The sequence below is a fragment of the Streptococcus parasanguinis ATCC 15912 genome, from assembly GCF_000164675.2.
Lineage (GTDB): Bacteria > Bacillota > Bacilli > Lactobacillales > Streptococcaceae > Streptococcus > Streptococcus parasanguinis.
The window spans coordinates 306,295-332,591 of sequence record NC_015678.1 but is presented as its reverse complement, the minus strand read 5'-3'; the positions used below and the strand labels follow the sequence as shown (position 1 = coordinate 332,591).

Below are 26,297 nucleotides of genomic sequence, written 5' to 3'. Positions count from 1 at the left end.
TCCTCTACAAACTTTCAAGCCAGGCCTCATCTTCTACCTGGATTCCTAATTCTTGTGCTTTGGTTAACTTGCTACCAGCGTCACTACCTGCAACGACTAAATCTGTTTTTTTGGAAACCGATCCAGTCACCTTAGCGCCCAGACTTTCTAATTTTGCCTTTGCTTCTGAACGCGTGAGTCGCTCTAGCTTCCCAGTCAAAACGACTGTCATTCCTGATAGGGCCGCATCAGCAGCGACTTTCTCACCAAGATAGACCATATTGACGCTAGCTTCTTTAAGCTCTTGCAATAGGCGCTTGGATCCTTCTTGAGCGAAATAACTCTTGAGGCTTTCAGCCACGACCATACCGAGACTATCAATGCTGGCAATTCGTTCTGGATCAGCTGTAGCCAATTGATCGATGTCATGGAATTCTTGGAGCAAGATTTGACTAACCTTGCTACCGACATGGCGAATCCCCAAACCAAAGAGTAACTTCTCAGCTGAATTCTCTTTTGAAGCTTGAATGGCTTCATAGAGTTTTTCAGCAGATTTTTCTTTAAAGCCTTCCAAGGTCAATAGGTCCTCGACTGTCAGACGATAGATCCCAGCTACATCCTCTACCAACTGAGCTGCGAAGAGTTTCTCTACAACAGCTGGACCCAAGCCTGTGATATTCATAGCATCCCGACTTGCAAAGTGGTTCAATCCTTCCTTCATCTGGGCTGGACAGAGCGGATTGATACAGCGAAGGGCCACCTCATCCTCGAAATGAAGCAACTCACTCTGGCAGCTCGGACATTGAGTTGGAATGGCTAATGCTTGATCAGATACCCGTTTATCTTTGACGACACGCAAGACCGCAGGAATGATATCACCCGCCTTGTAGACAATGACGGTATCATCCTGATGAATATCTTTTTCAGCAATATAGTCCACATTGTGCAAGGTTGCCCGACTAACTGTGGTTCCTGCTAGCTGGACTGGAGTTAGATTGGCAGTTGGGGTCACAACTCCGGTTCGGCCAACCGTCCAATCCACCGATAAGATTTTCGCTTCTTTTTCTTCAGCTGGAAACTTATAGGCGACAGCCCATTTAGGGGCTTTTACGGTAAAGCCTAGTTCTTCTTGAACAGCTAGGTCATTGACCTTGATGACGATCCCATCGATATCATAGGGAAGATCCTCTCGAAGTTGGGCTACTTTTTGGATAAATTCCCAAATTTGCTCCATATCCTCAGCCAGCACTCGCTCTTGGTTCACGACAAACCCTAAGCGGGCTAATTTCTCAAGCACGCCTTCCTGACTGCTTTGATCCGTCGGGCTCACTTCTTGATACAAGAAGGTTGCGAGATTTCGCTTGGCCACGATTTTCGTATCCAATTGACGAAGCGTTCCTGCAGCAGCATTTCGTGGATTAGCAAACTCAGGCTCGCCATTTTCTTGACGAATTTGATTAACCCGATCAAAGGAAGCCCGCGGCATGTAGCACTCACCTCGAACTGTGATGTTCACTGGCTCTGGTAACACCAAAGGAATATCCTTGACCCGCTTGAGGTTCTCTGTAATATCCTCACCGACAGAACCATCCCCACGTGTTGCCCCCGTTACAAGGACACCATTTTCATAGGTGAGGGAAATGGACAAGCCATCGATCTTCAGCTCACAAACATAGCTGATGGAAGAAAATTCCTTACGGACACGCTGATCAAAGGCTTCTAATTCTTCACGCGAAAAAGCATCCTGCAAACTATAAAGGGGATACTGGTGCTGGTATTTGGTAAAGCCTTTTAAAACCACCCCACCTACACGGTGAGTAGGACTCTCTGGTAAGATCTCATCAGGATGAGCGGTTTCTAGTTCCACCAACTCCCGATATAATTGATCATATTCACTATCTGAAACAGATGGAGTGTCTTTTGTGTAATACTCGTAAGCATATCGATTGAGTAATTCCACTAATTCTTTCATTCTGGTTTTCATGTTCTTATTTTATCATAAAATCTTAATTTAGCCTTGAATTTACTGCATTCTTAGCATGAAAAAAAGGAGCCAAGGCTCCCTTTTCTTATTTTGTAAAATCGATCCGTTTAGAAAGTTGATTGATCACAATCGCTCCAAAAATCAAGGATGCGAATTCACCCAATCCCATGGTCAACCAGTTATAGAAGAATGGTTGGCCTTGAAGGTAATAAAGTTCCAAGGCAATTGTAAACATGGAAATGGAAAAGAAAATCGCAAACAAGAAATGGTCCAAGCGAATAAGACCGTTAAACAAGAACTTGTTTTTGAATCGACCAAATAGAATGAGTCCAAGTCCTAAGAAGACAAAGGTTGAACCTCCACCGACAAAGACATCGATCCATCCAAAACTAAATAAGTTAGCAATCATACAACCAAGAGTCACCCCAATCAAGTACTTCTTATTGTAGAAGGCCAAGAAATTCATCATTTCCGAAACACGGAATTGATAGCCATAGTAGGCCATAGCATTGAGAGGTGGGGTAATGGTCAATACGATATAAATCGCAGCAACAATGGCAATTTGCGCCATATCACGAGCAGTTAACTGTTTCATCTATTCTCCTTTAGCGGTTTTCCCGCGTGTAATATGCTTGGCGAAAGGATCTTAAGCACCAAGGGTTGAAGGTTTGATTTCTTCAACCTTTCAAGTATAGCATATTTTGAGGTTTTATGGTAGACTGAATTTATGAAAACACTAATTAAAAAATTTTTTGATAATGAGATTTTATCCTATCTTTTTTTTGGAGTTGCCACAACCCTTGTTTCCGTCGTAACCCGCCTCTTCATCTATCATGTGTCTCGTGATGAACGATTAGCGACAGCAATTGGAAACATTGCTGGGATCCTCTTTGCCTTTGCGACCAACGATACCATTGTTTTTAAACAAGAAAGAAAGGGCTGGTTTCAGCGCTTGATCCGATTTGCAATTGCGCGCTCTGGGACCTTTATTCTAGATATGGCCTTGACCGAGATTTTTGTCAAGCAGTTCCCAGGAATTATCGGTCAATTCGTCCACAATAACAAGAGCCAAATCAATCTGATTGAAACCCTCTTTGCACAAGTGGCCATTGTAGTCCTCAATTACGTATTTAGTAAACTCTTTGTCTTTAAAAATAAAAACAAGGCTTGAAACGATTGTTTCAGCCTTATTCTTTTAAACTTCTATACTTGCATGCTCTGCACTTAATTGATAGATGGTACCTTCAACCCCAAAATAATCTTTGGCTAGATCTTTCAATTCCTGCATAGCTGTTTGTGCCCGTTTGGCCTGCTCCTCATTGATGGCTTCAATCACCAAAATTGCGTCCTTAGTATCTTCAGTTAGCATGGTTCTTTGAGCCTCACGCCAATTCAAACAACGGCAAACAGCGCCTTCTTGGTCGTAGTAGATGATCTCCCCTTCCAAAGCCGGTGCATCTTCTTCAGCTCCTAATGGAAAGAAAGGTTCGCCTCCTTTCGCTTGGCCTAGAGAGAGTCCACCCACCAATTTATCCATATCTTCTCCCCCACAAGGAAGGGCATAAGCCATCGAAACACTATTGTAAAGATCCACCAAAGGATTAATCGGATAGAATTCACGTCCCTGGTGAACCCGTTTTAAGAGTGCCTCGATTGAAGATCGGGCTCCTTTTTTTGTTTTAAACTTGCTAAAAGCTTGGCGCCACTCTTGAACGAACTCACTCTGGGTATAGTTTTCTTCATCAATAAATTCCCATGCTCTCTTGGTACCCTTGTCCAACAATTCTTTGAAATAAGGATCCTTGGCTTCATCTACTTTATTATCAATACCATACAGGGACATCACTGTAATTCTAGCTGTTGGAAATAAATCCCAAAATGCTTGATCAACTGTTACTTTCATTGCTTTACCTCACTATAATTTCTTTTTTGACCTTTTTTGACTAGTTCCCAATCTAGGGTAATATTCTCACGAACTCGGATCAGATACTCCTCTAACTGTGCGACTTCTTCTTTGGAAAATCCTTTTAAGGCAGTTGCCTCAGAATAAAGATGCTCCCCTAAAATGAAGGGGTAAATCTTCTTGCCTTTTTCAGTTAATTCCCATTCCTTGGTTTTAAGGTTTTCACCCCTTGGACGCTGCTGAATCAGTCCTCGTTCTTCTAATCTTTTTACGGATCGGGCAACAGTTGAGCGATCGACTTTTAAGAGCTCAGAGAGTTCTTCCTGAATAATTCCAGGTTGCTCGGCAATTCGCACCAGGTAGAGGTATTGACCACGCGCTAGATCCAAATCTCGAAATTCGATATTTGCTATAGAATCCAAAGCTCGCGCAATGATGCCTATCTCACGCAAAATACTCATCCCACTCCTCCTTTCTTATTAAGAATAGCATATCACATTTTTGTTGCAAATGCAACAAAAATAGATAACAAAAAAGAGACTGGGACAAAAGTCCTAGCCTCTCAATTATTTTTGAATTGTCGAGCAAGACGCAGTGGTTGAGTGGGCTCTACTACGCTGATTTCATCAGATTTTACAGCCCTACTCAACTGTGCGGAAGTGGGACAACGAAATCGAATTCTAACGAATTACCGATTTCTGTCCCACTCTCCCTTATTCCGTTTTATCTTTTTTTCTCAAGCGTAACCGACGCTTTAATTTTTGTGAAGCTTCTTTATGCCAAAAGGCTACTTCTTCCGTTTTTAATTTGGAGACAATTTCTCCATTGCGCGTTTGGAACTTGGCTTCTCTAGCAAACTGGATACTGGCGTTTAAAATACAACCAATAATCATGATTTTAGCTACCAAGATGAACCAGAACATGATGACCGCTAGGACGACCGAACCGAAGAAACGAGCATCTAAGAAATGACTCACATAACGATCCACATATTTCCAAAAGATATTCAAGATCGCATACAGGACAGCAACAACGAAGGTCGCTCCTGGAAGAACATATCTAAATTTCGGAATTTTAACATTTGGAAGAGTGTAATAAAGCAAGACCAGACTGACAAAGAGCAAGAGATAGATGGTCGGCTCTGTCAAATTCAGTAAGCGCACATAAATCGTCCGATCAAATGAAAAGGTCCGATAGAGATAGCGAACGATCATTTTCCCAAACATGGAAAGAATGAGCGAAAGTCCAAACAAGCCCTGCAAGGCAAAACTGATCAGAAAGCTAAAGAGTCGTCCCCAGATAATGCCACGCTCCTTTTCCACCCCGTAACTCTTGTTATAGGCTCTTTGGAGGTAGGCAATGCTCTGAGAGAAGATCCACAAAGCGGAAACAATCGAAAAACTCAGTAATCCTGTTGAGGGTTTGGTCAAGACACTCGAAATCATCTGTGCCACTATTCGATATAAGGAGGCTGGCAAGACTTTTTGTAAGCTCAAAAGAATCTGGGTAGGACGAATATGAAAGTAAGGCAAAATATTGGCTGCAATCAGCATCAAAGGGAAAATGGAGATCAACAAATAATAGGCAACCGCAATGCTGGTGATATCAGACTCTGCACTCTGATAAAATCGCACGAAGCCTTTTATAAACGGCTGATCTAGCACTTTTTTTATGACTTTTTTCATCCGTCACCTCCCCGTTTTACTAAAAAAGAGCAAAGAGCGAAACCAGACACCTGCCTTCAGCTCCATTCTTTCCTCTCTATCTTTTAGTAAGTTCCTTCTTCACCTTGACTGGTTAAGATCACCGGACCATCTTTTGTAATCACAAATTGATGCTCGTATTGACAAGAAAGGCCACCATCGAGGGTCTTATGGGCCCAACCAGTTTCCATATCTGTATCAATTTCCCAAGTACCGGTATTAATCATTGGCTCAATCGTCAAGACCATCCCTTCACGCAGACGAAGACCGCGTCCAGCACGACCATAATGTGGGACCATTGGTTCTTCATGCATAGTAGGCCCGACACCGTGTCCGACCAAATCACGCACCACGCCATAGCCTTTGCTTTCGGCATACTCTTGAATCGCTGCACCAATATCTCCCAAGCGATTGCCAACAACCGCTTTTTCAATTCCTTTGTAAAGACATTCTTTGGTCACATCCATCAAATCTTTGACTTTTTGGGAAACATTTCCAACAGCATAAGCCCAGCATGAATCAGCTAAACCACCGGTATAGGACTCTGTATATTTTTTCACTTGCGCCACATTATCAAAATCCAATTTTGAAACATCTAAAACAGACTTATCCAGCGGTTCAGACAAGACCATATCTACCTTGAGAAGATCACCATCTTTTAAGATGACGTGACGTGGAAAAGCATGGGCCACTTCGTCATTTAAGCCACAGCAAGTCGCATAAGGATAATCCATGAGACTGCCTTCTACACCAATCTGAAGTGGCAAGACATTGGCTTCTTTACAGCGACGACGGACATATTCTTCTACTTCCCAAAGATCAAGCCCTGGCTTGATCAAGTCACGCAATCCAATATGGATGCTGGCAAGGAAATCTCCCGCACGATCCATGGCTTCAATTTCACGTTGTGATTTTAATGTAATCATTGTCTCCTCATTTCTTTTTGTTTAATTAATCTTAATCGTAATGGTTGCTTTCGCTATCAGTTGTAAGTCCAAATACAAACTAAAATCGACTAGGGCAGAACGTCTTGTTCGGCGGACAAGCTGTGGTTCAATGCGAATCACATCATCTACCTGTACTGCCTGTAAAAAATTGATGATCAGCTGTTCGATGATCAAGTTACGCCCAATATTTTGCATTAGCTTACGAACAATCTTCATTAGAACTTCGATCATGACCCCATTGGCCAAAACACCACTCTTTTCAAGCATACTTGGCTCCACTGTGAATTGGTAATGATTATTCTCCGTTAGAATCTTTTGTCCGATTTGCTCACTAAAAGTTGGTAAGCTTGAAAACTGCACCTTGCTGATCCGATCCATCACATCTCGACGTGTAATAACACCCAGCAAGGTCTGATTATTGCGAATAACAGGAATCATCTCATAATCTTCAGCAATCATCCGTTGGCTAATCGTCGCAATGCTAGTAGACAATTTAGTGGTAAAGATCGTCCGTGACATCACCTTATCAAGGGTCGTCTGAGGCGCCTTATCTCCAGCATCTCTCATGGTCACGACGCCCACCACCATCTGGTGCTGATTGACAACTGGAAAGCGACTAAAGCGATTTTTTCGAACCAAATCCAGATAGTCTCTTACCGTATCAGTCTCTGAAAGATAACCATATTCATGGAAGGGCCGATAGACCTGTTCTACTGTCAAGATATCCGTCTTGATCTGCATGTTAGACAAAGCCTTATTGATCATGGTAGCGACGGTATAGGTATCGTGTGAAGTTCGTATGACTGGGATTTTTACCTGATTAGCCAGATCAATCACATCCTCACTGACCTCAAAGCCACCTGTCACTAAGACCGCATTGTCATGCTTAAGAGCCAAGCGTTGGATGCTAGTGCGGTCTCCCACGATCAAAAGACCTCCTTCAGACACATAGTCTAGGACGTGCTTCTCCGTCATAGCACCGATATAAAATTTATTAAATTCTTTTTCGAGACCTTCCTCACCTGCTAATATTTCAGATCCAATGATTTCTAAAATTTCCCGATAAGTCAAGTGCTCTAGTACTGCCTTTTGAGATTTGACACGAATGGTCCCACTTCTAGGACGCGTTTCGACAATTCCTTGATTTTCAGCTTCTTTAATGGCACGATAGGCCGTCCCATCACTAACATTCAGAAAATTGGAGATACTGCGGACACTGACCCGTTTTCCAATTGGTAATTTTTCGAGATAGTCTAAAATCTCTTGGTGTTTACTCATAGAAGTCCCCTCTACCTAGGCGGAAATCATAATAATCGCGCATTTTACGCGTATAGCGGTCACTCCCTTTGAATTGACGAAAGAGACGAAATCCAGCCTTTAAAGCGACCTTTTGACTCCCTATATTTTCAACATGGGTGACAATCTTAAGTTCCTTTAGTTGAAATTTCTCAAACGATAAATTGACCAGTTCTTTGACTGCTTCTGTCATCAGGCCCTTTCCCCAAAAATCTTTACGTAAAAAGTAACCTAATTCAGCCTCACTCTTGATTTCATCCAACTTTTCAAACTTGATGGAGCCGATCATCCGATTGGTTTCCTTATCACAGATCGCCCAAACCCCCAATGGATTTTTTATGAAATAGTTGGCTAGTACATATTGAGTTTCAGCAAGATCAGCTTGTGCAGGAAAGATAAATTGTAGGTTATCAGGATTCGAAGCAATCTTATAAAAATCTTCCGCATCCTCAAAGAGAAAAGGTCGTAAGTACAACCTTTGTGTTTCAATCAGTGAATAGGCAGCTAAGTGCGTCCAAATATTCATTTCAAACTCCAATGTTCATGTATCCAGGCACCACTACCAGATCTCAGATTCAATCACTACTCTTCTATCAACTGGATATCTGCTCCAAGTTGGGTCAATTTATGAATAATATCTGAATACCCGCGAAGGATGTATTCCACATTTGTAATTTCTGTTGTTCCAGAAGCCATGAGACCTGCGATCACTAAAGCCGCACCAGCTCGAAGATCTGTCGCTTTCACACTGGATCCCGTCAATTGATTTGGCCCTTCATAGATAATGTGGTCGTTCAAAGTCAAGATAGTAGCCCCCATTTTAGCCAATTCTGGCACATGGTTAACCCGTTTTTCATAAATCGTATCAACGATTCGCCCACGTCCTGCAGCCGTTAAGAGCAAAGGTGTGATCGGTTGTTGCAAATCAGTCGCAAAACCTGGATAAGGAGACGTTTTGATCTGGATGGCCTTCAAGCCTGTTTGCTTTTCTACAAAGATACTATCTTCAGAAATGGTCATGCACACACCCATTTCCTCTAATTTGGCAATATAGCTCTCTAAATGCTCGTACAAGACATTATTGATCTGGATACCTTCCCCAATAGCAGCTGCAAGAGCAATATAGGTTCCTGCCTCGATGCGATCCGGAATTACTTGATGTCTAGTCCCATGCAAATGCGGAACACCATCAATGATAATAATATCTGTCCCTGCTCCACGAATATGAGCTCCCATGTTGTTGAGCAAGGTCACCACATCGATAATTTCAGGTTCCCGCGCAGCATTTTCGATCACTGTCCGACCTTTAGCTTTGACTGCTGCCAAAATCGTATTGATCGTTGCACCGACACTAACAGTATCCATATAGATGTTAGCTCCTTGAAGAGGCTTGCCATCTGTCGCAAGTTTCATACTAGAGCCATCCATAGTCATAGCGGCTCCCATCGCTTCAAAGGCCTTCAAATGCAAATCAATTGGACGTGGGCCGAGATCGCATCCTCCAGGTAGTCCAACAGTTGCTTGACCATAGCGCCCTAACAAACTGCCATAGAAATAATAGGAAGCTCGTAAGCTATTGATTTTCCCAAATGGCATGGGCATATCCTTCACCCCACGTGGATCAATGATCAAACTGTCTTCTTTGCGTTCGATCTTAGCGCCCATGATGGTCATGATTTCAATCAGACTTGCAACATCTGAGATATCCGGTACCCCATCGAGGGTCACGATATCGTCCGCCAGAATGGTTGCAGGAATCAGGGCCACTACACTATTTTTTGCACCACTAATGGTCACCTCTCCTTTTAGAGGGCGACCTCCATTTATTACAATTTTTTTCATCTTAATAATTATTAGCTCTTTCAAGTCTTTTTCCTTTTACTATCGTTTTTTCAACGGAAATAAAAGGGACAATGTATTTAAAATACTCTAACTATTATACCACAGATCGACCTATTTTTCCATCTGTAGGAATTTTCAAAACGAAAAAAAGCTAGGATCATCTTGACCCTAACTTTTCCATTTCAACTAATTATTTTACAGCTTCTTTCAAGGCTTCTACCTTATCCAAACGTTCCCATGGAAGGTCGATATCCGTCCGTCCCATATGGCCATAAGCCGCTGTTTGACGGTAGATTGGACGTTTCAAATCCAACATTTGAATAATCCCTGCAGGACGAAGGTCAAAGATTTGACGTGCTGCAGCTTCTAATTTGCTTTCAGCGACTGTTCCAGTACCGAAGGTATCAATACGAACAGAAACAGGTTGAGCTACCCCAATCGCATAAGCCAATTGCACTTCTGCTTTCTTAGCAAGACCTGCCGCTACGATGTTTTTGGCAATGTAGCGAGCTGCATAAGAAGCGGAACGATCCATCTTAGTCGCATCCTTACCAGAGAAGGCACCACCACCGTGACGTGAGTAACCACCATAAGTATCCACGATAATCTTACGACCAGTCAAACCTGAGTCCCCTTGAGGTCCACCGATAACAAAGCGTCCTGTTGGGTTGATGAAGAATTTGGTCTCAGCATCTAGATAAGAAGCTGGAATCACTTCTTTGATGACCTTGTTAATCACATCTTCGTGGATTTGTTCATTGCTGACATCTGGATCATGTTGAGTTGAAATAACAACTGTATCCACGCGCACAGGGCGGTCATTTTCATCATACTCAACAGTGACCTGTGATTTAGCATCTGGACGAAGATAGCTAATTTCACCAGACTTACGAAGTTCAGCCAAACGACGAACCAACTTGTGGCTGAGTGAGATTGGCAATGGCATGAGTTCTTCTGTTTCATCCACTGCAAACCCAAACATAAGACCTTGGTCTCCTGCTCCGATCAAATCGAGTGGGTCTTGATCTGCATTTCCACGAACTTCCAAGGCTTCATTAACCCCTTGGGCAATATCAGGAGATTGTTCCACCAAAGATGGGTGTACTCCTACAGTTTCAGCTGAGAATCCGTATTCCGTATTGGTATAACCAATCTCTGCAATCGTATCACGAACCACACGGTTAATATCCACATAAGCAGTCGTTGAAATCTCACCGAAGACATGCACTGAACCAGTATAAACAGCTGTTTCAGCAGCAACGTGTGCTTCTGGATCTTGCTCTAAAATAGCATCTAAAATAGCATCTGAAATTTGGTCTGCAATCTTATCTGGATGCCCCTCAGATACTGATTCAGACGTGAAAAGTTTACGTTCTGACATAAAAATGTCCCCCCTTAAAATAAATATTCGTTATAGAGTTACAAAGCACTGATAGAAAGACTATCACCTTATCGGGACCATATAACACTTCATTATAACACATTTCAACTATAATAGACTATGTTTTAAAAAAGGAGTTGATATAGTTTCAATCTATATCACTCCCGAGAGTAGCAGACATATTTCTTTACTAGCAATAAAGATATGAATAGGGAAACAGGTTGTAGTACAAATTCCTTCCAATTCGATAACTAAATTCAAGAAGATTGAGGCCGTCATTCTCTTCTACTTATCCAGAAGAATTGAAAATATACCTATCCCCTCATTACAGTATCCATCAGTCTCCACTTCAAAAAAAGTACAAACTAGACCAGTTCTGTCTCTGCAATTGCCTGTTTCACCTCTTCAATCGGTAAATGCATCAGTTCTACTTCTTTTTCACGGTAGAGATACTCGGCATATTCATCAATTCGATACTGATGAATGTATACCACCCGCTTGCAACCAACTTGGAGTAACTGCTTGGTACAATTGAGACAAGGAAAATGCGTCACATAAGCTGTAAACCCTTTTGGAATTCCACGTTCAGCACCTTGCAAAATAGCATTGACTTCTGCATGAATCGTCCGGACACAATGCCCCTCGACCATTAGACAGCCATCCTCTAGACAATGATCTGTCCCAGAAACGGACCCATTATAACCCGTTGCAATGACCTTATTATCCTTAACCAGTACAGCCCCAACCTTAGCGCGATTACAAGTTGCCCGATTTGAAATTAGTAAGGCCTGTGCTGCAAAATACTCATCCCATGCTAGTCGATTATGTGTCACCTTTAGGTCCTCCATCTAATATGATTTCTCCCATAATTGATTTCATTATAGCATGAAATCAGTAAGAAAAAAAGACTGAGAAAATCTTCTCAGTCTTATAAACATTATTTACCAAGTTTTGCTTTAGCTGCATCTGCAAGAGCTGTGAAAGCTGCTGCATCGTTAACAGCCAAGTCAGCAAGCATTTTACGGTTAACTTCGATCTCAGCCAATTTCAAACCATGCATCAATTGTGAGTATGAAAGTCCGTTCAAACGAGCTGCCGCATTGATACGTGTGATCCACAATTTACGGAAGTCACGTTTCTTTTGACGACGGTCACGGTATGCATAGTAGTATGAGTTCATTACTTGTTCTTTTGCAGTACGGAACAAGATATGTTTAGCTCCATAGTAACCTTTAGCTAATTTAAGAATACGTTTACGACGTTTGCGTGATACAACGCCACCTTTAACACGTGCCATTTATATTTCCTCCAATATTTCCTAGAATTCTTTACTTACGAATACGCGATTATTTCAAGCGAGTAAGCATTGCTTTGATACGTTTGAAATCTCCTGCATGCACCATAGATGCTTTACGAAGATGACGACGTTGTTTCTTAGTTTTTCCGTGGAAACGGTGAGAAGTGTAAGCACGGAAACGTTTAAGTCCACCAGAACCTGTACGTTTGAAACGTTTAGCTGATGCGCGGTGTGTTTTTTGTTTTGGCATGATATTTTCTCCTTTTTTTAACTTTCTGACAGATTATTTCTTGTCAGTTGCTGGCGCCAATTGCATGAACATTTGACGTCCATCCATCTTAGCACGTTGTTCGATGATCGCCACATCTTGTGTCGCTTCAGCGAAGTCGGCTAAAACTTTAGCACCAATCTCTTTGTGGGTAATCATCCGACCCTTAAAGCGAATGGATACCTTCACTTTATTTCCTTTTTCAAGGAATTTGCGAGCATTGCGAAGTTTCGTATCGAAATCACCCTTGTCAATCACTGGGCTCAAACGAACTTCTTTCACGGTCACAACGCTTTGTTTTTTGCGTTGTTCTTTTTGCTTCTTCTGATACTCAAATTTGAACTTACCGTAGTCCATAATTTTCGCAACAGGAGGTTTAGCTTGAGGTTGAATGAGAACCAAGTCAACATTAGCGTCGTCCGCAAGTGCTTGCGCTTCGCTAAGTGGTTTGATACCCAATTGCTCACCTTCAAGACCGATTAAGCGAACTTCACGTACACGAATTTCATCATTGATGAATAAGTCTTGCTTTGCTATGGTTTTCACCTCTTTTTTATTATTCGAGAAAAACAAAGAACGGACCTGCAAAACAGGCCCGAACTACATGATGTATTTCATTACTGAAACTTGATCCGTAGGGGCCAGGCAACTTGCGTCACAAGGCGAGAAGTTCTCACTTCTGCTTTTCTCAACTTTTATATGATATCAAGTTTTTTATTCTTTGTCAAGAAGTTTTTTTGCTTTTTCTTCAATAAAGGCAACAACGTCTGCAATTCCAACACCCGTCGTATCAAAATGAATGGCATCAGCTGCAGGTTTCAAAGGAGAAACGACACGGTGGCTGTCCTTATAGTCCCGCTCAGCGATTTCTTTTTTCAATAATTCAAGATCCGCTGTGATGCCCTTCTCAACATTTTCCTTATAACGACGTTCCGCCCGCTCCTCAACAGAAGCGACCAAGAAGATCTTCAACTCTGCATGTGGAAGAACGACGGTCCCAATATCACGACCATCCATGACGATGCCCCCCTCTGCTGCAATTGCTTGCTGTAGAGTGACAAGTTTTTCACGGACTGGCGCAAGTGCTGCAACCCATGAAACATTGTTGGTCACTTGGTTATCGCGAATCGGGTGAGTAATATCTACGTCTGCTACAAAGACAAGCTGCTCTCCTTCTTCCGAACGACCGAAGCTAATTGGATACTGATCTAAAAGATCTAAGAGGTCATCAACCTGTTCAGCTGTTAAATTATTTTGCAAAGCTAGGTAAGTCGCCGCACGGTACATAGCTCCTGTATCCAAATAGGTATAACCCAGATCCTTAGCAATAATTTTTGCAACCGTAGACTTTCCACTAGAAGCGGGGCCATCAATAGCAATTTGAATTTGTTTCATTCTCTACTCCTACTGAATCTTAACGACATCACCAGGATTGGCGTACCAAGATCCTGTAGACATGTGGGATGGATTTAACTGTTCCAATTGGGCAATGGAAATACCAGCACGCGCAGCGATCGCTGCTTCCCCTTCACCTGCTTGAACAGTGATCGTGCCTTCTTCAGAGTTCTCATCTTTTGAACTATCTTTAGTAGTTGCTTGGTCCGTCTGTGCTACAGGAGCTGATGATGTCTGTTCAACCTTAGTCTCTCCATTGTAGAAACCAGCCATTTGTTTTGATTTGTCGCTTCCTCCGGTAGAAAGGAAAATCAACAAACACACCATGGCCACAACCACCACAAAGAAAATAATCGCCAAAATCGTTAAGAGACGATCAGCCTTCACTCCATTTAATTTACTCGTTCTTTTCAATGTTTCTTCTCCATCATCGTAAATGTCTTCTTCCCATGGTTCTTTTGCCATGACTTCCTCCTTGTTTTTTCTCGTAAAAATCATTACAATAGAAGTATGAAAGTTACGTTAATTCCAGATCGTTGCATCGCTTGCGGTCTCTGTCAAACCTACTCTGAGTTGTTCGATTACCATGATAATGGCATCGTCAAATTTACCGAAGAGGACGACCTCCTCGAAAAAGAAGTCCCTGTCACAAACGATGTTCTCGAGGCTATCAGAGAATGCCCCACTCATGCTCTCTTAAAAGATTAAGAGGGCTTTTTATTTGTCTGCATAATACATCTCATAGTAGTCCACATGAATAAAGTTATCCGTCAAAACTACTTCACCCTTAAAATAGGGATTTAAGGCAAGTGCATTGATAAAGTATTTTTTCGGCCATTTGCGCATACAGAATGTCCGACTACGCGAACCATTATTAAAGACGAGTTTGATAGACTTCTTATTCACTTCTACTTTCTCAATGGAAGTGATCTTCACTTTAATTGGGGTAAAAGGATTGGCTGTAATAATCCGTAAAATCCCATCATCATAAATAGTAAAGTAACGATGAACTCCAATCGCGAGCAAGACCATAAATAAAAAGAACGAAAACAAAACTAGCGTTGGCACACTAGAGCTCTCATACATCAAGGCCAGTCCAATAAAGACCGGAATCACTGCAATGGACCAATAAGTCACAAGAATAGATAAGTCCGGTTGCCAATGATAATGGACCTTTCCAAATATCTTAATCATGAGCATACCCCCATCTAATAGTTTAGCATAAAAAACAAAAAAAGGGAGCCAGACAGCCAAAATCACAAAGATTTTTAACTGCTTGTGCTCCTTTTAATTGGATTTATCAGTTGGAACTTTAAAGAAGTCTTTAGAAAGGTAACCTTTCCCACTAATCAGGTCGTATTCAACCATTTTTAAATCGTCCGCAATTTCTTGTGCTTCCCCTTCTAAGGCCTTTTTATCGACACTTGCTTTTTTCAGCACTTCTGTCAACAAAGCATAGTAAGGCGAAACTTTTGAATTGGTCTGTTCAAAGACCATAGCAGAGAAATCACTTGAATTGACCAAAGGATAATTCAATTTGGGTGCATCAAAATTACTCCAAATAAAGTAGTCTGTCTGATACTGACTCTCTGGATTATTCTTAAAGGCCGACTCAGGATAAAGACCTGGCAAGTGATCCCCATAGAACACCACTGTAATCTTCTTATCTATTTTAGAAAGACTTTCAAGGAAGGATTGGGTGGCAGTGTCGGTTTGTGAAAGTAAACGACTATAGAAAGTTAGTTTTGAATTTTCTTCATCACTAAACCCTTTCCCCTTTGCCTCCAAAGTTTCTAGATTTGCTTCTAACCATGGGGTATGATTTTGCATGGTCATCACAGAAAAGAACTGTCCTGATTTGTCGTTTAAGTTATCCAACACAATATTATAGGTGGATTCATCACTCGGACTAATTCCTTCTTTTCTGTACTTGATTCCCTTTGTATCTGTCGTAATAAAATCTTTGAAATCTAATCTCGAATACACAATATCCCGAGAATAATTCGATTTACCTGCTAAGTGAACAGCAACCTTATTCTGTTTTAAGTATGCATTACTGATAGCTGGCACATCATGGAGCTTAGGAAAGACTTCCGTATACAAGACAGAAACTGTTTGAGATAAATTATAGAAAGGTAAACCTGTCAGAGTCTGGAACTCCATATTGGCAGTCCCGCCACCGTATCCATCTGACTGCATTTGCCCACTCGTATGGGTCTTCATGATGTTCTCAATATTTGGAATCGGATTTTGCGTAAGCTCAACTCCCTCGACTTTTCTAGGATCAGAAAAACTTTCACTCAGAATATAGATGACCGTTTGATCGTTTAAGTAGTTACTTCTCTCCTTATTGATCGCATTCGACAAGTTAGTATATTTTTGTGCTATTTTCTCAAGACGTTCTTTTGAATAACCATCCGGTTTTGGAACAACTTCAGTCGTCAATTGATTCATCCAAACGTAGGACAAGCCCTTATAACGTGCATTGGTCGTATTTCCTAACCAATTAATATCCTGGTAATTGTTCAGGGTGCTAATAATTGGTACATTAGCTTTGATCTTCCCGTTTTCTTTATCACTGAATATTGCATTGACACTCTTAAAACATAAGAGCATCAATGCAATAGCTCCAATTTGTATTTTCCATGAAGAAATAATTCTTCCCTTGAACAGGTACTTTTTCCCAACAACTAGTAGACAAACCAGAAAGACCACCAATAAAAGGATGTAAAACATTTGCGCTTTGTCCACAAAGCTCAAAAGGGTCATTGGTTTGGTCAACCAAGTTAAATCACTTGGTAAAACCGGCTCATTCCTCATGCCAAACTTGATGGAGTTTGCAATGACAAAAGCTATAGATACAACGGAAATGAGACTGGTAGCGATCCAATATTGATTGATACAAATATATACAAAGATGAGAATCGCTGTCAAAATAAGGATCTGAAATAAGATAGCATCTGGAATTGTGTAATGAACTCCTAAGAAGGGCTCTGTTCTCCCTAAACTGAATTGGATAAAATAATTCAATACAATTGCAATAGTGGTACTAGAGAAGAACACTAAAGAGAAACTCGGTTTGTTCTTGACGAAATCTCGCTGCCCTTTTGTATACAAGAATCCAAGCAAGGAAATCAACGGAAATAGGAAGTATAAGAATTCATTTGTCAGCCAGAATTGCTGGGCTGAGTATTTGCCGATTTCAAAGGCCTTATACAAAAAATTATCTGTCCGGTAAATCAGGGTTGAAAAGTTTTTATCTGTTACGATAAAGGTGATCAAGAGTTGTGACAAGACCAGATACTGGTAGTTCTCGCCAATCTCTTCTCCTCCTTTTTTCCGATTTGGTAGCTTATCATAATGCTGTCGCAATAGAACCAAACCACCTGTCAGAGCAAATAGAAGGAAAATGACAAGGAAGGAACCCGTTCTAAAGAATGGATTCTGATCAAAATTCCAAACCTTGTATTTTGGATTATTCAAATAAATCGTGATTTCTGTCAAATAAGAAAGGGTATTGTAGACCAAATAACTGACAATCAGCTTTAAAGGAAACCATTTTTTAAAATTGAACTGGGATAATATTGGAATTAATAGCAAGAAACTAATTCCAAATAGAATTCCTAAAAAATTAACATATTGTAGGACAGTTCCTGTTGCTTTGTTATGAACTGCAAGATTATTCTGAGCTAGGTAAAAATTAAAAAAAGAAAATAGAACGAAAGTAACCCCATAATACCACTGAGTTCTTGAGATTTTCGTTAATGCTGAGAGGATAAATTCTTTAACATTAAACTCTTTTTTCCGTTTCATTATTTCACTTTCTTCATCATTCTTTTTAGTATATATTTCACAGCTCTTGCTGGCCCTATTACGATATACTTCAAGGCGCCTTTAATCCCCCCAATTTGATTAAAGTCTACAAAGGTATGGGGTTGAAGATCTTCGCGATTGTTCAACTGCTTATTATCGATAAATGGTGTCAGAACATGTGGGTTTTGAGAGATCCTAAAGTCATATTTTTGATCCCAGGCAATATAGATCAACAAACGTTCGATCGCATGAAGGATAGAATTTTGAGGAAGAGGTTCAGCCGGAACATCCGCTGCTGTCAAATTCAAATCAAAGAGTGGTTTCAAAGCATCGTATTTAAACCAAACAAAGGTCCCATAACTCATGACAAAGGTATTAATCTTTTCAAAATCAATTGTCTTGGTCGCTCCCATCCGTTGCCAGAGCTTGTTCATCTCTGGAGAAATAAGAGCTTCATTCCAGGCAACCACTATTCGATTGTAACGGAAGAAGGTTGGAATATCTGCGATAGTGATTCCGACTTTTGGATTGGCCTCCATATTGGCCAGGATTTGATCAGCCGGTTTGACCAGCATCTCGATCAATTCTTTGCGCCAAGATTCACCTGCCCAAAAATCTGCTTCTTTGGATTTCTTGGTATGGAAATGGCCAACATAATCGTATTTTGAGAGTTGCTCTTTTAAGAGCAGCATTGGTAACACATCTCGTCCAATATTTCCAGTCACCACAACCCTCGCATCTTGTGCCCGATTAGAAAGGATTTGTTCAATAGCCTGCTTCTTCTCTTCTACATCTGTCGTGATCCATAAGTCATAATCAAAATGAAAGTCTCGAAAAGCATCTAAAAATTCTTCCAAGAGGTCCACATAAAAGACATGAAGATGAACCGCAACTTTTTTATCAAAATCTCCTGCCAATTCCTGTTTTTTCAAGTACTTACGAGACAAGAGATAAGGAAAGTCTGGGCGATCAATCATAGACATGTGGTTGAGAATCAAATCTAACGGATAGTTCGATACACGCTCCAACTCGTCAAAAATATAAGGCATAATTCCTTCATTGTTTGCAATGGTTTTGACTTTGATGAAAGGAACCTTATGATTGAGAATCGCTGTAGGATTATAGTAAGAAAAGTCTGGATAGAGCATTCCCGTGGTGTCTTCATGAATGGTATCAAAGACCGTCTTATAGCGAAAACCAGCATCCAAGAAATTCGTTGTGACCTTGGTTTCATAGTTATCAATCACATCTTGAACATTGGTGAAGTCCTGAACACCCTGCCAAAATTCTAGGAAGGCGCTTGATGTCAACACTTGTTTTTTAAAACTAAGATAATAACTCTGAATATGCTCGTTAAAATCCTTGTCTTTCCGGTAATTGGTCATTCCCCAGAAATCCACTTCTTTATCATTTTCAAACTGCTGATAAATTGGTTCTAGATCCCAAAGAGGTCCAAAGCAGGTATCATTCATGAGGGTAACAGAATCAAAATGAGCCAGTTGGTCAAAGCCAACGGTCTTCATTCCATCCCGCCAAGCCGCAAAGTCAAAGCCACTATTTTGGCGCTCTAGAATATCGTCTACCAGATGCTGTGCTGTTAAATTAGACTTCACATCTTCTGGTAGCTGACTATTGGAGATAAAAACCACCCGTGAATACAGGGGACGAATGTTTTCTAATTGGTAGAGTACATGTCCACTGATAAAGTTAAATTTATTGAAGTGAACATATAAAAGTAAACGTTGCATGTTATTTCCTTATTCTTAAGAATTTCAAGATCTTTGTTGGAATGGTCCAACGGCGTGAATGGATGATGGAATTGTATTCATGAGATAATTTTTTATGTTTCTCATGTAAGTTGAATAGGTGTCTGCTAAATTCTTCGTCACTTTCTTTTTCATAGGAGAATTGAAATCGATTACCTGAACTATTCGAAAGATCAAAAAGAATATGTGGATGGGTATTAAAGAAAACCAAAACATCCTCGAAATCAATTCCGTTTGAAGTTACAAGAGGAATTTCTCTTTGATCCTCCAATGCAATCAGTGACAATTTTTTATAGGATCCCGGAAATTCTGAAAGTAATATTTTTAGACTCTTCTCCTTTTCAAGCTGGAAGATAATAGAGCCCTTATTTTCCATTCTCTCTTTTGTTATTTCATGGTAGGCTGAGTGGAGTCCATCGTGTGAAGCTGAAATCACCACCTGAGATTTACCAATCACTTCAATATCACGATTCTTGAATTTCATCCCCAAAAATCGAGCATACTTAGAAGATAGCTTTTGGTTAACAATTGGTGTTTCTACTTCAATGTTATCTTTAAAAACAGTATAGATTGTCTTAAGATTATATTTCTTTCGAGCGAGTTCTTGATCCAGTAATTGCTTTTCTTTATAGCTATCAAAATTCTCAATCACTGTAGCCATTTGCTGACTTAACAAATCCCTATCCCCTAGCGGATATAAAGTTCCAGATTCTAAAAATTTACTCGAAGACAAATGACCTAAATTATCAGAAATAATTGCCGGAACACCATTTAAGACTGATTCCACAAATACTAAAGAAAATGTTTCTAATGTAGCAGGTAAGACGAGGATATCTTTTTCTGTCACCAAGGACCATGGATCCGAGTGAAACCCAACAAAAGTTACATGATCTAGATGATGCGCTTGAATATAGTCATCCATCAACTTTTTGTACTGCTCATCCCATCCTCCGATAAAGACCAATTCGATCTCCTTCCGATTTAAGTGATTATAGGCTTCAAGCAACTCAAGCTGATTTTTCCGTTCATTAATTCCACCAATGGATACAAAACGAGAAATAGTAGAATTCTTTAGAGGATGCGCTTGAACTTCTGTATAGGGAATAAAGGGAATCAATTTATCAGTCGTAAAATAATTCGTTAGAGTCTGGTACAATTCCCCTTCGACTACAAAAATTTTATCAGACAAATCATCAATTAAAGGAATTAGCTCCTTATAATAGCCAAACTCGCCAAAAGGAAATTCATGAATAATATAAAAATGTCTGACATTTTCACATGCAGCTGCAAAGGCTCCCTGAAAAACATTGACTGTATTCGAAATAACCAGTTCGATCTGTTCGTTCTGAATGATTTCTCTTACTTCCTCAATATTCTTTTGTTGAGAAGCTTGGATTTCTAAATCCGAAATATCCAGCGTTTTAGACTCAGGCCACCACCACTGATTGGTTTTTAACTGAAATAGTTTAATTCCAGTTGTATCCATATGACGGAGATAGTCTTTATCAATGTGTGGAGCATTATCCGGTATCGCATTATAAACTTCGTGACCTTGCTGAACCAACAATTTCATTAAGTTCACAATCGATACTTCTGCTCCACTAAACATGGCTCCAACAGGAGATACAAATAAAATTTTCATAGCCTATACCAAAGAAATTATTCCCACTTGCCTTGACGAATTAACAATCCAGTAGAAGAATCCAACTCCGAACGATTTGTTCGATCCACAATCCGATCAATTGAAAAGACTGGAGGGTTCGTTGTCGACAATATTGCTAAGTTTTCTTGATTTTCGTCTCTTAAAAATGCTACTAGTCTTAATTTCACATGATTAAAGTACGGCAACTTACATTTATAGGTGATTTTTTTAGCACCGATACCGGATAATGGAATATCCATGGAATTATCGTTATACAGTCCATTTCCAGTAGAAATATCAACAAATGAAAAGGCTATATGTGGATTCACAGAATCATCTAATAGATCAAATGAAAACTCAATAACCACCTCATCATCAGGAGTTACTTTCTTAGGAGAAAGTAATTTAGCTGTGAAACCTTCAACTTCCGTTGTAACAAGGCCCTCATCTTCATTTCCATGATGTGAATTCGATTCCAAGTTGTCAAAACTATATTGATCAGAAACATCAAAGGGGTCACCAATTGCCTTCACCAAACCATTTTCAATCAAAACAGCCTTGTTACAATATTTCTTAACGGCTCCCATATCATGGGTAACCAGAATCGTGGTTTTCCCTGATTTCTTGCGCTCTTGGAAGTAATCATTACACTTGCGCTGGAAGGCCTCATCTCCTACTGCGAGAACCTCATCCAAAATCAAGATATCGCCTTGGGCCTTAATCGCGACCGAAAATGCCAGACGAACCTGCATGCCTGATGAGTAGTTCTTAAGCTTCTGATTCATGAATTCATGCAACTCGGCGAAGTCTACGATATCATCGTACATGGCATCAATTTCAGCTGTTGAAAAGCCAAGCATGGCCCCGTTCATATAGACATTTTCTCGACCTGTCAGTTCTGGGTTAAAGCCTACTCCAAGCTCGATAAAGGACACCAGTTTCCCATCAATAGTTACGGTACCTTTTTCTGGCACATAGATTTCAGAAATAATTTTCAAGAGAGTCGATTTTCCAGAACCATTTCGACCGAGGATCCCGAAAAAATCACCTTTTTCTACTTCAAAAGAAATATCCTTAAGAACATGTTGTTCTTTGTATCCTTTGATTCCTTTGAAGCGATTGACCAAGGCAGTTCGAAGACTATTAGTTGCCTCTGTTGGCAACTTAAAGTACTTGCTGACATGGTCTACTTTTACTGCAATTTGTTTATCTGTCATTAGAGAATCTCCGCAAATTTCTTAGCATGTTTGTTAAAGTAAGCAAAGCCAGCGACAAAAATAAGAATTGGTAAAACATAAGGAATCAAAACCAAGAACTTATTTTCCACCAAAAGCCAGACAGGGGTGTTGGCCTTATCAATCAAAAAGTAACGCATGTCTTGAATAATTTGAGCCAAAGGATTCATCATGACCAACTTAGCAGCCCATGGATTGCGGTCTGCAATAAAGGTAATCGGATAGATAATTGGCGTCGCATACAAGCCGGCTTGCAGGAGTACTTCCCAGACTTGTCCAAGATCGCGGAAACGAACAAAAAATGTCGCTAAGATCAGTGCGCATCCTGTCGCCATCAAGAATAACTCAAAGAACAACGGAATGACCATCAAGGCTGTCCAAGAGAATGTCACCCCATTAAAGAATGAAAAAATCAAGACCACTACAAGGTTAATGACAAAGTTGATGGCTGCTCCTGAAATCGCAGACAAGACAATGATATGTTTGGAGAAATTCAACTTCCGCAACAAGTCACCTCGACTAACAATCGACACCATCCCCATGGATGTTGCTTCTGAGAAGAAGCCCCAGATTACATTGGCCAACAAGAGGGCAACTGGGAAATGGGGCACATCTCCACCCAAGCGTAAGAATCGGATGAAGACAATATACATGATCGTAAAAGTCATCAGGGGCTTTAAAATCGACCAAAGATAACCGATTGCTGATCCTTGGTAACGTAATTTAAAGTCTGTTTTGATTAATTCTCTTAATAAAATTCGATTTTTCTGACTAAAAACGTCAAACATTATTTTTTACCTCGATATGCAAACTTTGTCAGAATCAAGCTGGTAAACACAAAGGTGTGAAAAGCCCGGTTCTTCCGATAACCATACTGACGAATCCGTCTCAGACGTTCTTTTAGTGGAACATCCATAATGGTGACAAAGTTTTCAATAATTTCTTTAGTTTGGGAACTGACAGGCAGATCCAATAGATTTTTTGCTTGTTCTTGACTAGACTCTATGAGATTCCAATACTTGGCAAACAGCACATGGGGTCGAATCCAATTTTTAACCCGTTTTCTGAGGGTACGAGCCCCCAGAACATTGCTACTGTGCTGACGGTACAATTCTGTTGGTTGATCGATATAGATGAGCTTCCCAAAGGCAGTTGCTAACAAGGCCAAATACCAATCATGCATAAGGAGCGCATGTTTTTCTTGACCTGTCCATAACTCCGCCAGAACGTGGTTAATCATGGCTACCCCACCAGTTACCGTATTTTCCGTCAACTCTTGAATCAGTTCGGTATTGGCATGATCAGACTGGGTACGAATCATGCTTTCATGCTGAACATTCAAGTTTTCATCGACCACTTTTAAATCTGTGTAGACCAGCAAAGGCTCTTCTTGAGGATGCTTCTCTGCTTCTGCTACCTGAAGAGCAATCTTGTCTGGTAACCAGACATCATCTTGGTCACTAAAACAATAGAAATCTGCTTCTTCATATTTCAAGAGGGCATGGAAGCTCTTGATGACACCGAGATTTTCGATAGCTCCCTGGTTGATAAAGCGAATGCGCTCATCCTGGGCCACCAACTCTTGAATAATCTTCACCGTACCATCTCTTGACCCATCATCTCGAATCAAGAGTTGCCAGTCTTGATAAGTCTGGTCTTGGATACTTTTAACCTGCTCTTTTAGATACTGTTCACCATTATAGGTGGACAACAAGATATTTACTTTCATGATAAGAATAATTCCTCGTACTCACCTACAATTTTTTCCCAGGTAAAGTTTTGTTTCATATTGGCCTTGGCTCGTTGACCCCATTCAGATACATCTTCTAAAGAATCAACCTGATCAATCAAATGTGCCAAATTCCCAGTTTCTTTAGTCCAATATTGAGCCGTGTCCTTAGCGACCGTTTGGTTAAAGGAGACCCCTAAAACTAAATTCAGATCCGTCTGGGCAAGAGCCTCTAGGAGACCAGGATTGGTCCCGCCCACTTCATGACCATGGATATAGGCAAAGGCTCCTTTACGGATATACTTCAAAAGGTCTTGATCATAAACCGTTCCTACAAACTTAACACGAGGATCCTGATCAAATCCAGTTCGAGCTCGGAGCTCCTCAAAATAAGGATTGCCTTCCTGGTTACAAATAATCACCAAATCCCGCTTGGTTGAAGAGGTCATAAATTCACGAATGGCGGTCTCATAATTATTTTCTGGGACAAAGCGGCCCAAAATTAGGTAATAGTTTTTCTCTTGTGTCTGCCACTTGTGATAGAATTCTCGGACCTTCCTATCCTGACTATTTAGGCTGGTCGGAGATAAGTCCGTTCCATAGGCAATATAGGTCGTCTTAGACCAAGGGTAGGCTTCCTTGATATAGGACTCAATACCTGGGTTGTCTGAAATTACCAAGTCAGCGTGGCGCGTCATGATCTTTTCAGAATACTTGAGATAGGCTTGGATCGGTTTAGCCCACTTGGCCCGCTTCCACTCCAGTCCATCTGGATTGATATAGAATCGACCACCCATCTTATGGATCTTACGCGCAAAAGGCGCCACAAAGGCTCCGATTGTATTGCCCAAGACATAAAAAATCGGCTGTTCAATTCCTTGTTTCTTAATAAGCTTCAAGGCGTAGTTGATGGCCATCATATCATAGGCAATGACACGCGCAGGCCCAAGCTTAGGGGCTTTAATGGTAAAACAATCGACACCCTTGTAGTCAAAATGTTGATAAGCTTGATCATTAGAAAGGCAGGCAACATGGTATTGGATATCTGAAGACACTTGATGCGAAACCAATTGGTCCACAAAAGTCTCAAAACCGCCATATTGAGCCGGAAGCCCACGACTTCCGATAATAAAAACATGTTGCATAGAGTTCCCTTTCAAATCATTCACAGTCTATTTAATTATACCATTTTCTAGGCTTTTTGCCTAATACAAACAGAAAAGCGACCCTTTAGAGCCGCTTCTTTTTGATCTTATTTCACTTCTTGTTTATAGAACTCTTTCAAGGCATCTTGCCAAGTTGGAATGACGAATCCTGTGGCCTTAGCCTTAGCCAAGCTCATTGTAGAGTTCAGTGGGCGTTTCGCCTTAGCTGGGAATTGGCTAGAATCCACTGGCTTCACTTCAACATCCGTATCTTTGAGGATCTCAACTGCAAAGTCATACCAAGTTGTATCTTCTTTCGCATCGTTAGACAAGTGGTAATAACCATAATCTTTACGATTTTCAGCCAAATAAGTCATAAACTCTGCAAGAGTACGGGTCCAGGTTGGACGACCATGTTGGTCATTAACGACTGTAAGTGTTTTGTGAGTCTTTGCAAGGTTTTGCATCGTGAAGACAAAGTTCTTACCGTAGTTTCCAAAGACCCAAGCTGTTCGGATGATATAGAAGTTAGACACATGCTTCTCAACCAATTCTTCCCCCATACGTTTGGTACGACCGTACTCTGTTTGAGGATCTGGTTGATCGTCTACTTCCCATTCTTGTCCCACCGGTTTTTTCCCATCAAAAACGTAGTCGGTTGAGATATAAACCAAGGTTGCACCATGTTTTTCAGACGCTTTTGCTACATTTTCTGTACCAGTCACATTGATGGCATAGTCCAACTCTTTTCCTTCATCTTCAGCAGCATCAACAGCTGTGTAGGCAGCACAGTGGTAGACTAGGGTTGGTTTCACTTCTGCGAATACCTCATCTACTTTTTCTGCATTTGTGATGTCCATTTCAGCTACATCAACAGCTACATATTCTTCATTTCGTTCGTCTAACAAATGGCGAAGCTCTGTTCCAAGTTGACCATTCGCTCCTGTAATTAAAATCATGATAAATTCCTTT

27 protein-coding genes, 1 riboswitch and 1 other annotated feature are annotated in these 26,297 nt (G+C 40.7%); of the genes, 2 read left to right on the top strand and 25 right to left on the bottom strand.

Annotation, left to right across the window (positions count from 1 at the left end; genetic code table 11):
* Positions 1 to 4: 4 nt before the first annotated feature.
* Entirely contained in the window at positions 5 to 1,963 is a 1,959-nt protein-coding gene (ligA, locus tag HMPREF0833_RS01640) for an NAD-dependent DNA ligase LigA (RefSeq protein ID WP_013903407.1), read from the bottom strand.
* 85 nt (positions 1,964 to 2,048) lie between these two features.
* The gene (locus tag HMPREF0833_RS01635) at positions 2,049 to 2,558 is read right to left on the bottom strand and encodes a QueT transporter family protein (RefSeq protein ID WP_003014390.1); all 510 of its coding nucleotides are present in this window, start codon (positions 2,556 to 2,558) and stop codon (positions 2,049 to 2,051) included.
* Positions 2,556 to 2,662: riboswitch (PreQ1 riboswitch) on the bottom strand. (Overlaps the previous gene by 3 nt.)
* Positions 2,663 to 2,690: 28 nt before the next feature.
* Between HMPREF0833_RS01635 and HMPREF0833_RS01630 the strand changes: the two genes are divergently transcribed.
* On the top strand, positions 2,691 to 3,134 hold the full coding sequence (locus tag HMPREF0833_RS01630; RefSeq protein WP_003014381.1) for a GtrA family protein: 444 nt from the start codon (positions 2,691 to 2,693) through the stop codon (positions 3,132 to 3,134).
* A 24-nt stretch (positions 3,135 to 3,158) separates the two neighbouring features.
* On the opposite strand, the gene HMPREF0833_RS01625 is transcribed toward HMPREF0833_RS01630, so the two are convergent.
* The 14 genes from HMPREF0833_RS01625 to HMPREF0833_RS01560 form a co-directional block, all read right to left on the bottom strand.
* On the bottom strand, positions 3,159 to 3,866 hold the full coding sequence (locus HMPREF0833_RS01625) for a B3/B4 domain-containing protein (protein WP_013903406.1): 708 nt from the start codon (positions 3,864 to 3,866) through the stop codon (positions 3,159 to 3,161).
* Positions 3,863 to 4,327, bottom strand: a complete 465-nt coding sequence (locus HMPREF0833_RS01620) for a MarR family winged helix-turn-helix transcriptional regulator (protein ID WP_013903405.1) — start codon at positions 4,325 to 4,327, stop codon at positions 3,863 to 3,865. Before HMPREF0833_RS01620 ends, HMPREF0833_RS01625 begins: the two co-directional genes overlap by 4 nt.
* A gap of 252 nt (positions 4,328 to 4,579) precedes the next feature.
* Complete coding sequence (locus HMPREF0833_RS01615; protein ID WP_003015777.1) at positions 4,580 to 5,551, bottom strand: YihY/virulence factor BrkB family protein; 972 nt, start codon at positions 5,549 to 5,551, stop codon at positions 4,580 to 4,582.
* Between the two features lie 83 nt (positions 5,552 to 5,634).
* Positions 5,635 to 6,495, bottom strand: coding sequence for a methionyl aminopeptidase (locus HMPREF0833_RS01610; protein WP_013903404.1), 861 nt, complete (start codon positions 6,493 to 6,495; stop codon positions 5,635 to 5,637).
* A gap of 21 nt (positions 6,496 to 6,516) precedes the next feature.
* On the bottom strand, positions 6,517 to 7,794 hold the full coding sequence (gene spxR, locus HMPREF0833_RS01605; RefSeq protein WP_013903403.1) for a CBS-HotDog domain-containing transcription factor SpxR: 1,278 nt from the start codon (positions 7,792 to 7,794) through the stop codon (positions 6,517 to 6,519).
* Positions 7,787 to 8,338, bottom strand: coding sequence for a GNAT family N-acetyltransferase (locus HMPREF0833_RS01600; RefSeq protein ID WP_013903402.1), 552 nt, complete (start codon positions 8,336 to 8,338; stop codon positions 7,787 to 7,789). Before HMPREF0833_RS01600 ends, spxR begins: the two co-directional genes overlap by 8 nt.
* Before the next feature lie 56 nt (positions 8,339 to 8,394).
* A complete protein-coding gene (locus tag HMPREF0833_RS01595) occupies positions 8,395 to 9,654 on the bottom strand; it encodes a UDP-N-acetylglucosamine 1-carboxyvinyltransferase (RefSeq protein WP_041818160.1) in 1,260 nt (419 codons plus the stop codon).
* A gap of 190 nt (positions 9,655 to 9,844) precedes the next feature.
* Positions 9,845 to 11,035: a methionine adenosyltransferase gene (metK, locus tag HMPREF0833_RS01590; protein ID WP_013903400.1), complete on the bottom strand. Its 1,191-nt coding sequence runs from the start codon at positions 11,033 to 11,035 to the stop codon at positions 9,845 to 9,847.
* A gap of 365 nt (positions 11,036 to 11,400) precedes the next feature.
* Positions 11,401 to 11,868, bottom strand: coding sequence for a deoxycytidylate deaminase (locus tag HMPREF0833_RS01585; protein WP_100208998.1), 468 nt, complete (start codon positions 11,866 to 11,868; stop codon positions 11,401 to 11,403).
* Positions 11,869 to 11,972: 104 nt separating this feature from the next.
* Positions 11,973 to 12,332, bottom strand: a complete 360-nt coding sequence (rplT, locus tag HMPREF0833_RS01580; protein ID WP_000124830.1) for a 50S ribosomal protein L20 — start codon at positions 12,330 to 12,332, stop codon at positions 11,973 to 11,975.
* A 49-nt stretch (positions 12,333 to 12,381) separates the two neighbouring features.
* Positions 12,382 to 12,582, bottom strand: a complete 201-nt coding sequence (gene rpmI, locus HMPREF0833_RS01575; protein WP_003003453.1) for a 50S ribosomal protein L35 — start codon at positions 12,580 to 12,582, stop codon at positions 12,382 to 12,384.
* Positions 12,583 to 12,615: 33 nt separating this feature from the next.
* Entirely contained in the window at positions 12,616 to 13,146 is a 531-nt protein-coding gene (gene infC / locus HMPREF0833_RS01570) for a translation initiation factor IF-3 (RefSeq protein WP_003003721.1), read from the bottom strand.
* A 16-nt stretch (positions 13,147 to 13,162) separates the two neighbouring features.
* Positions 13,163 to 13,291 (bottom strand) — a sequence feature (ribosomal protein L20 leader region).
* A 23-nt stretch (positions 13,292 to 13,314) separates the two neighbouring features.
* Positions 13,315 to 13,995, bottom strand: a complete 681-nt coding sequence (gene cmk, locus HMPREF0833_RS01565) for a (d)CMP kinase (RefSeq protein WP_013903399.1) — start codon at positions 13,993 to 13,995, stop codon at positions 13,315 to 13,317.
* A 9-nt stretch (positions 13,996 to 14,004) separates the two neighbouring features.
* A complete protein-coding gene (locus tag HMPREF0833_RS01560) occupies positions 14,005 to 14,460 on the bottom strand; it encodes an SAG1386/EF1546 family surface-associated protein (protein WP_013903398.1) in 456 nt (151 codons plus the stop codon).
* 45 nt (positions 14,461 to 14,505) lie between these two features.
* Here HMPREF0833_RS01560 and HMPREF0833_RS10225 point away from each other — a divergent pair, with 45 nt between their 5' ends.
* Positions 14,506 to 14,703 carry a ferredoxin gene (locus HMPREF0833_RS10225; protein WP_013903397.1) on the top strand — a complete coding sequence of 66 codons (198 nt, stop codon included), beginning with the start codon at positions 14,506 to 14,508 and terminating at the stop codon, positions 14,701 to 14,703.
* A 9-nt stretch (positions 14,704 to 14,712) separates the two neighbouring features.
* Here HMPREF0833_RS10225 and HMPREF0833_RS01555 read toward each other — a convergent pair whose 3' ends face one another.
* From HMPREF0833_RS01555 to rfbD, 9 genes are all read right to left on the bottom strand, one after another.
* Positions 14,713 to 15,189, bottom strand: a complete 477-nt coding sequence (locus HMPREF0833_RS01555) for an EbsA family protein (RefSeq protein ID WP_041818472.1) — start codon at positions 15,187 to 15,189, stop codon at positions 14,713 to 14,715.
* Positions 15,190 to 15,282: 93 nt separating this feature from the next.
* Positions 15,283 to 17,808: a sulfatase-like hydrolase/transferase gene (locus HMPREF0833_RS01550; RefSeq protein WP_013903395.1), complete on the bottom strand. Its 2,526-nt coding sequence runs from the start codon at positions 17,806 to 17,808 to the stop codon at positions 15,283 to 15,285.
* The gene (locus tag HMPREF0833_RS01545; protein ID WP_013903394.1) at positions 17,808 to 19,556 is read right to left on the bottom strand and encodes a rhamnan synthesis F family protein; all 1,749 of its coding nucleotides are present in this window, start codon (positions 19,554 to 19,556) and stop codon (positions 17,808 to 17,810) included. The genes HMPREF0833_RS01550 and HMPREF0833_RS01545 overlap by 1 nt, the downstream gene beginning before the upstream one ends.
* 1 nt (position 19,557) lies before the next feature.
* Positions 19,558 to 21,216, bottom strand: a complete 1,659-nt coding sequence (locus HMPREF0833_RS01540; protein ID WP_013903393.1) for a glycosyltransferase family 4 protein — start codon at positions 21,214 to 21,216, stop codon at positions 19,558 to 19,560.
* A gap of 17 nt (positions 21,217 to 21,233) precedes the next feature.
* Positions 21,234 to 22,433 (bottom strand): ABC transporter ATP-binding protein, encoded by a 1,200-nt coding sequence (locus HMPREF0833_RS01535; protein WP_013903392.1) that lies wholly within the window; start codon positions 22,431 to 22,433, stop codon positions 21,234 to 21,236.
* Positions 22,433 to 23,239 carry an ABC transporter permease gene (locus HMPREF0833_RS01530; RefSeq protein ID WP_003003247.1) on the bottom strand — a complete coding sequence of 269 codons (807 nt, stop codon included), beginning with the start codon at positions 23,237 to 23,239 and terminating at the stop codon, positions 22,433 to 22,435. Before HMPREF0833_RS01530 ends, HMPREF0833_RS01535 begins: the two co-directional genes overlap by 1 nt.
* Complete coding sequence (locus HMPREF0833_RS01525) at positions 23,239 to 24,180, bottom strand: glycosyltransferase family 2 protein (protein WP_013903391.1); 942 nt, start codon at positions 24,178 to 24,180, stop codon at positions 23,239 to 23,241. Before HMPREF0833_RS01525 ends, HMPREF0833_RS01530 begins: the two co-directional genes overlap by 1 nt.
* On the bottom strand, positions 24,177 to 25,325 hold the full coding sequence (gene cps2T, locus HMPREF0833_RS01520; protein ID WP_013903390.1) for a beta 1-4 rhamnosyltransferase Cps2T: 1,149 nt from the start codon (positions 25,323 to 25,325) through the stop codon (positions 24,177 to 24,179). The genes HMPREF0833_RS01525 and cps2T overlap by 4 nt, the downstream gene beginning before the upstream one ends.
* Positions 25,326 to 25,432: 107 nt before the next feature.
* The gene (rfbD, locus tag HMPREF0833_RS01515) at positions 25,433 to 26,284 is read right to left on the bottom strand and encodes a dTDP-4-dehydrorhamnose reductase (protein ID WP_013903389.1); all 852 of its coding nucleotides are present in this window, start codon (positions 26,282 to 26,284) and stop codon (positions 25,433 to 25,435) included.
* Positions 26,285 to 26,297: the final 13 nt, after the last annotated feature.

Bases quoted from the DNA above. Each gene is read 5' to 3' on its own strand.
- HMPREF0833_RS01555 (WP_041818472.1), bottom strand. From the start codon at position 15,189: ATGATTAAGATATTTGGAAAGGTCCATTATCATTGGCAACCGGACTTA.
- rplT (WP_000124830.1), bottom strand. From the start codon at position 12,332: ATGGCACGTGTTAAAGGTGGCGTTGTATCACGCAAACGTCGTAAACGT.
- HMPREF0833_RS01530 (WP_003003247.1), bottom strand. From the start codon at position 23,239: ATGTTTGACGTTTTTAGTCAGAAAAATCGAATTTTATTAAGAGAATTA.
- spxR (WP_013903403.1), bottom strand. From the start codon at position 7,794: ATGAGTAAACACCAAGAGATTTTAGACTATCTCGAAAAATTACCAATT.
- HMPREF0833_RS01595 (WP_041818160.1), bottom strand. From the start codon at position 9,654: ATGAAAAAAATTGTAATAAATGGAGGTCGCCCTCTAAAAGGAGAGGTG.
- HMPREF0833_RS01550 (WP_013903395.1), bottom strand. From the start codon at position 17,808: ATGAAACGGAAAAAAGAGTTTAATGTTAAAGAATTTATCCTCTCAGCA.
- cmk (WP_013903399.1), bottom strand. From the start codon at position 13,995: ATGAAACAAATTCAAATTGCTATTGATGGCCCCGCTTCTAGTGGAAAG.
- HMPREF0833_RS01630 (WP_003014381.1), top strand. From the start codon at position 2,691: ATGAAAACACTAATTAAAAAATTTTTTGATAATGAGATTTTATCCTAT.
- HMPREF0833_RS01525 (WP_013903391.1), bottom strand. From the start codon at position 24,180: ATGAAAGTAAATATCTTGTTGTCCACCTATAATGGTGAACAGTATCTA.
- HMPREF0833_RS01600 (WP_013903402.1), bottom strand. From the start codon at position 8,338: ATGAATATTTGGACGCACTTAGCTGCCTATTCACTGATTGAAACACAA.
- HMPREF0833_RS01560 (WP_013903398.1), bottom strand. From the start codon at position 14,460: ATGGCAAAAGAACCATGGGAAGAAGACATTTACGATGATGGAGAAGAA.
- HMPREF0833_RS01635 (WP_003014390.1), bottom strand. From the start codon at position 2,558: ATGAAACAGTTAACTGCTCGTGATATGGCGCAAATTGCCATTGTTGCT.
- rfbD (WP_013903389.1), bottom strand. From the start codon at position 26,284: ATGATTTTAATTACAGGAGCGAATGGTCAACTTGGAACAGAGCTTCGC.
- HMPREF0833_RS01625 (WP_013903406.1), bottom strand. From the start codon at position 3,866: ATGAAAGTAACAGTTGATCAAGCATTTTGGGATTTATTTCCAACAGCT.
- HMPREF0833_RS01620 (WP_013903405.1), bottom strand. From the start codon at position 4,327: ATGAGTATTTTGCGTGAGATAGGCATCATTGCGCGAGCTTTGGATTCT.
- HMPREF0833_RS01535 (WP_013903392.1), bottom strand. From the start codon at position 22,433: ATGACAGATAAACAAATTGCAGTAAAAGTAGACCATGTCAGCAAGTAC.
- HMPREF0833_RS01615 (WP_003015777.1), bottom strand. From the start codon at position 5,551: ATGAAAAAAGTCATAAAAAAAGTGCTAGATCAGCCGTTTATAAAAGGC.
- cps2T (WP_013903390.1), bottom strand. From the start codon at position 25,325: ATGCAACATGTTTTTATTATCGGAAGTCGTGGGCTTCCGGCTCAATAT.
- ligA (WP_013903407.1), bottom strand. From the start codon at position 1,963: ATGAAAACCAGAATGAAAGAATTAGTGGAATTACTCAATCGATATGCT.
- HMPREF0833_RS01545 (WP_013903394.1), bottom strand. From the start codon at position 19,556: ATGCAACGTTTACTTTTATATGTTCACTTCAATAAATTTAACTTTATC.
- metK (WP_013903400.1), bottom strand. From the start codon at position 11,035: ATGTCAGAACGTAAACTTTTCACGTCTGAATCAGTATCTGAGGGGCAT.
- HMPREF0833_RS01610 (WP_013903404.1), bottom strand. From the start codon at position 6,495: ATGATTACATTAAAATCACAACGTGAAATTGAAGCCATGGATCGTGCG.
- rpmI (WP_003003453.1), bottom strand. From the start codon at position 12,582: ATGCCAAAACAAAAAACACACCGCGCATCAGCTAAACGTTTCAAACGT.
- HMPREF0833_RS01540 (WP_013903393.1), bottom strand. From the start codon at position 21,216: ATGAAAATTTTATTTGTATCTCCTGTTGGAGCCATGTTTAGTGGAGCA.
- HMPREF0833_RS10225 (WP_013903397.1), top strand. From the start codon at position 14,506: ATGAAAGTTACGTTAATTCCAGATCGTTGCATCGCTTGCGGTCTCTGT.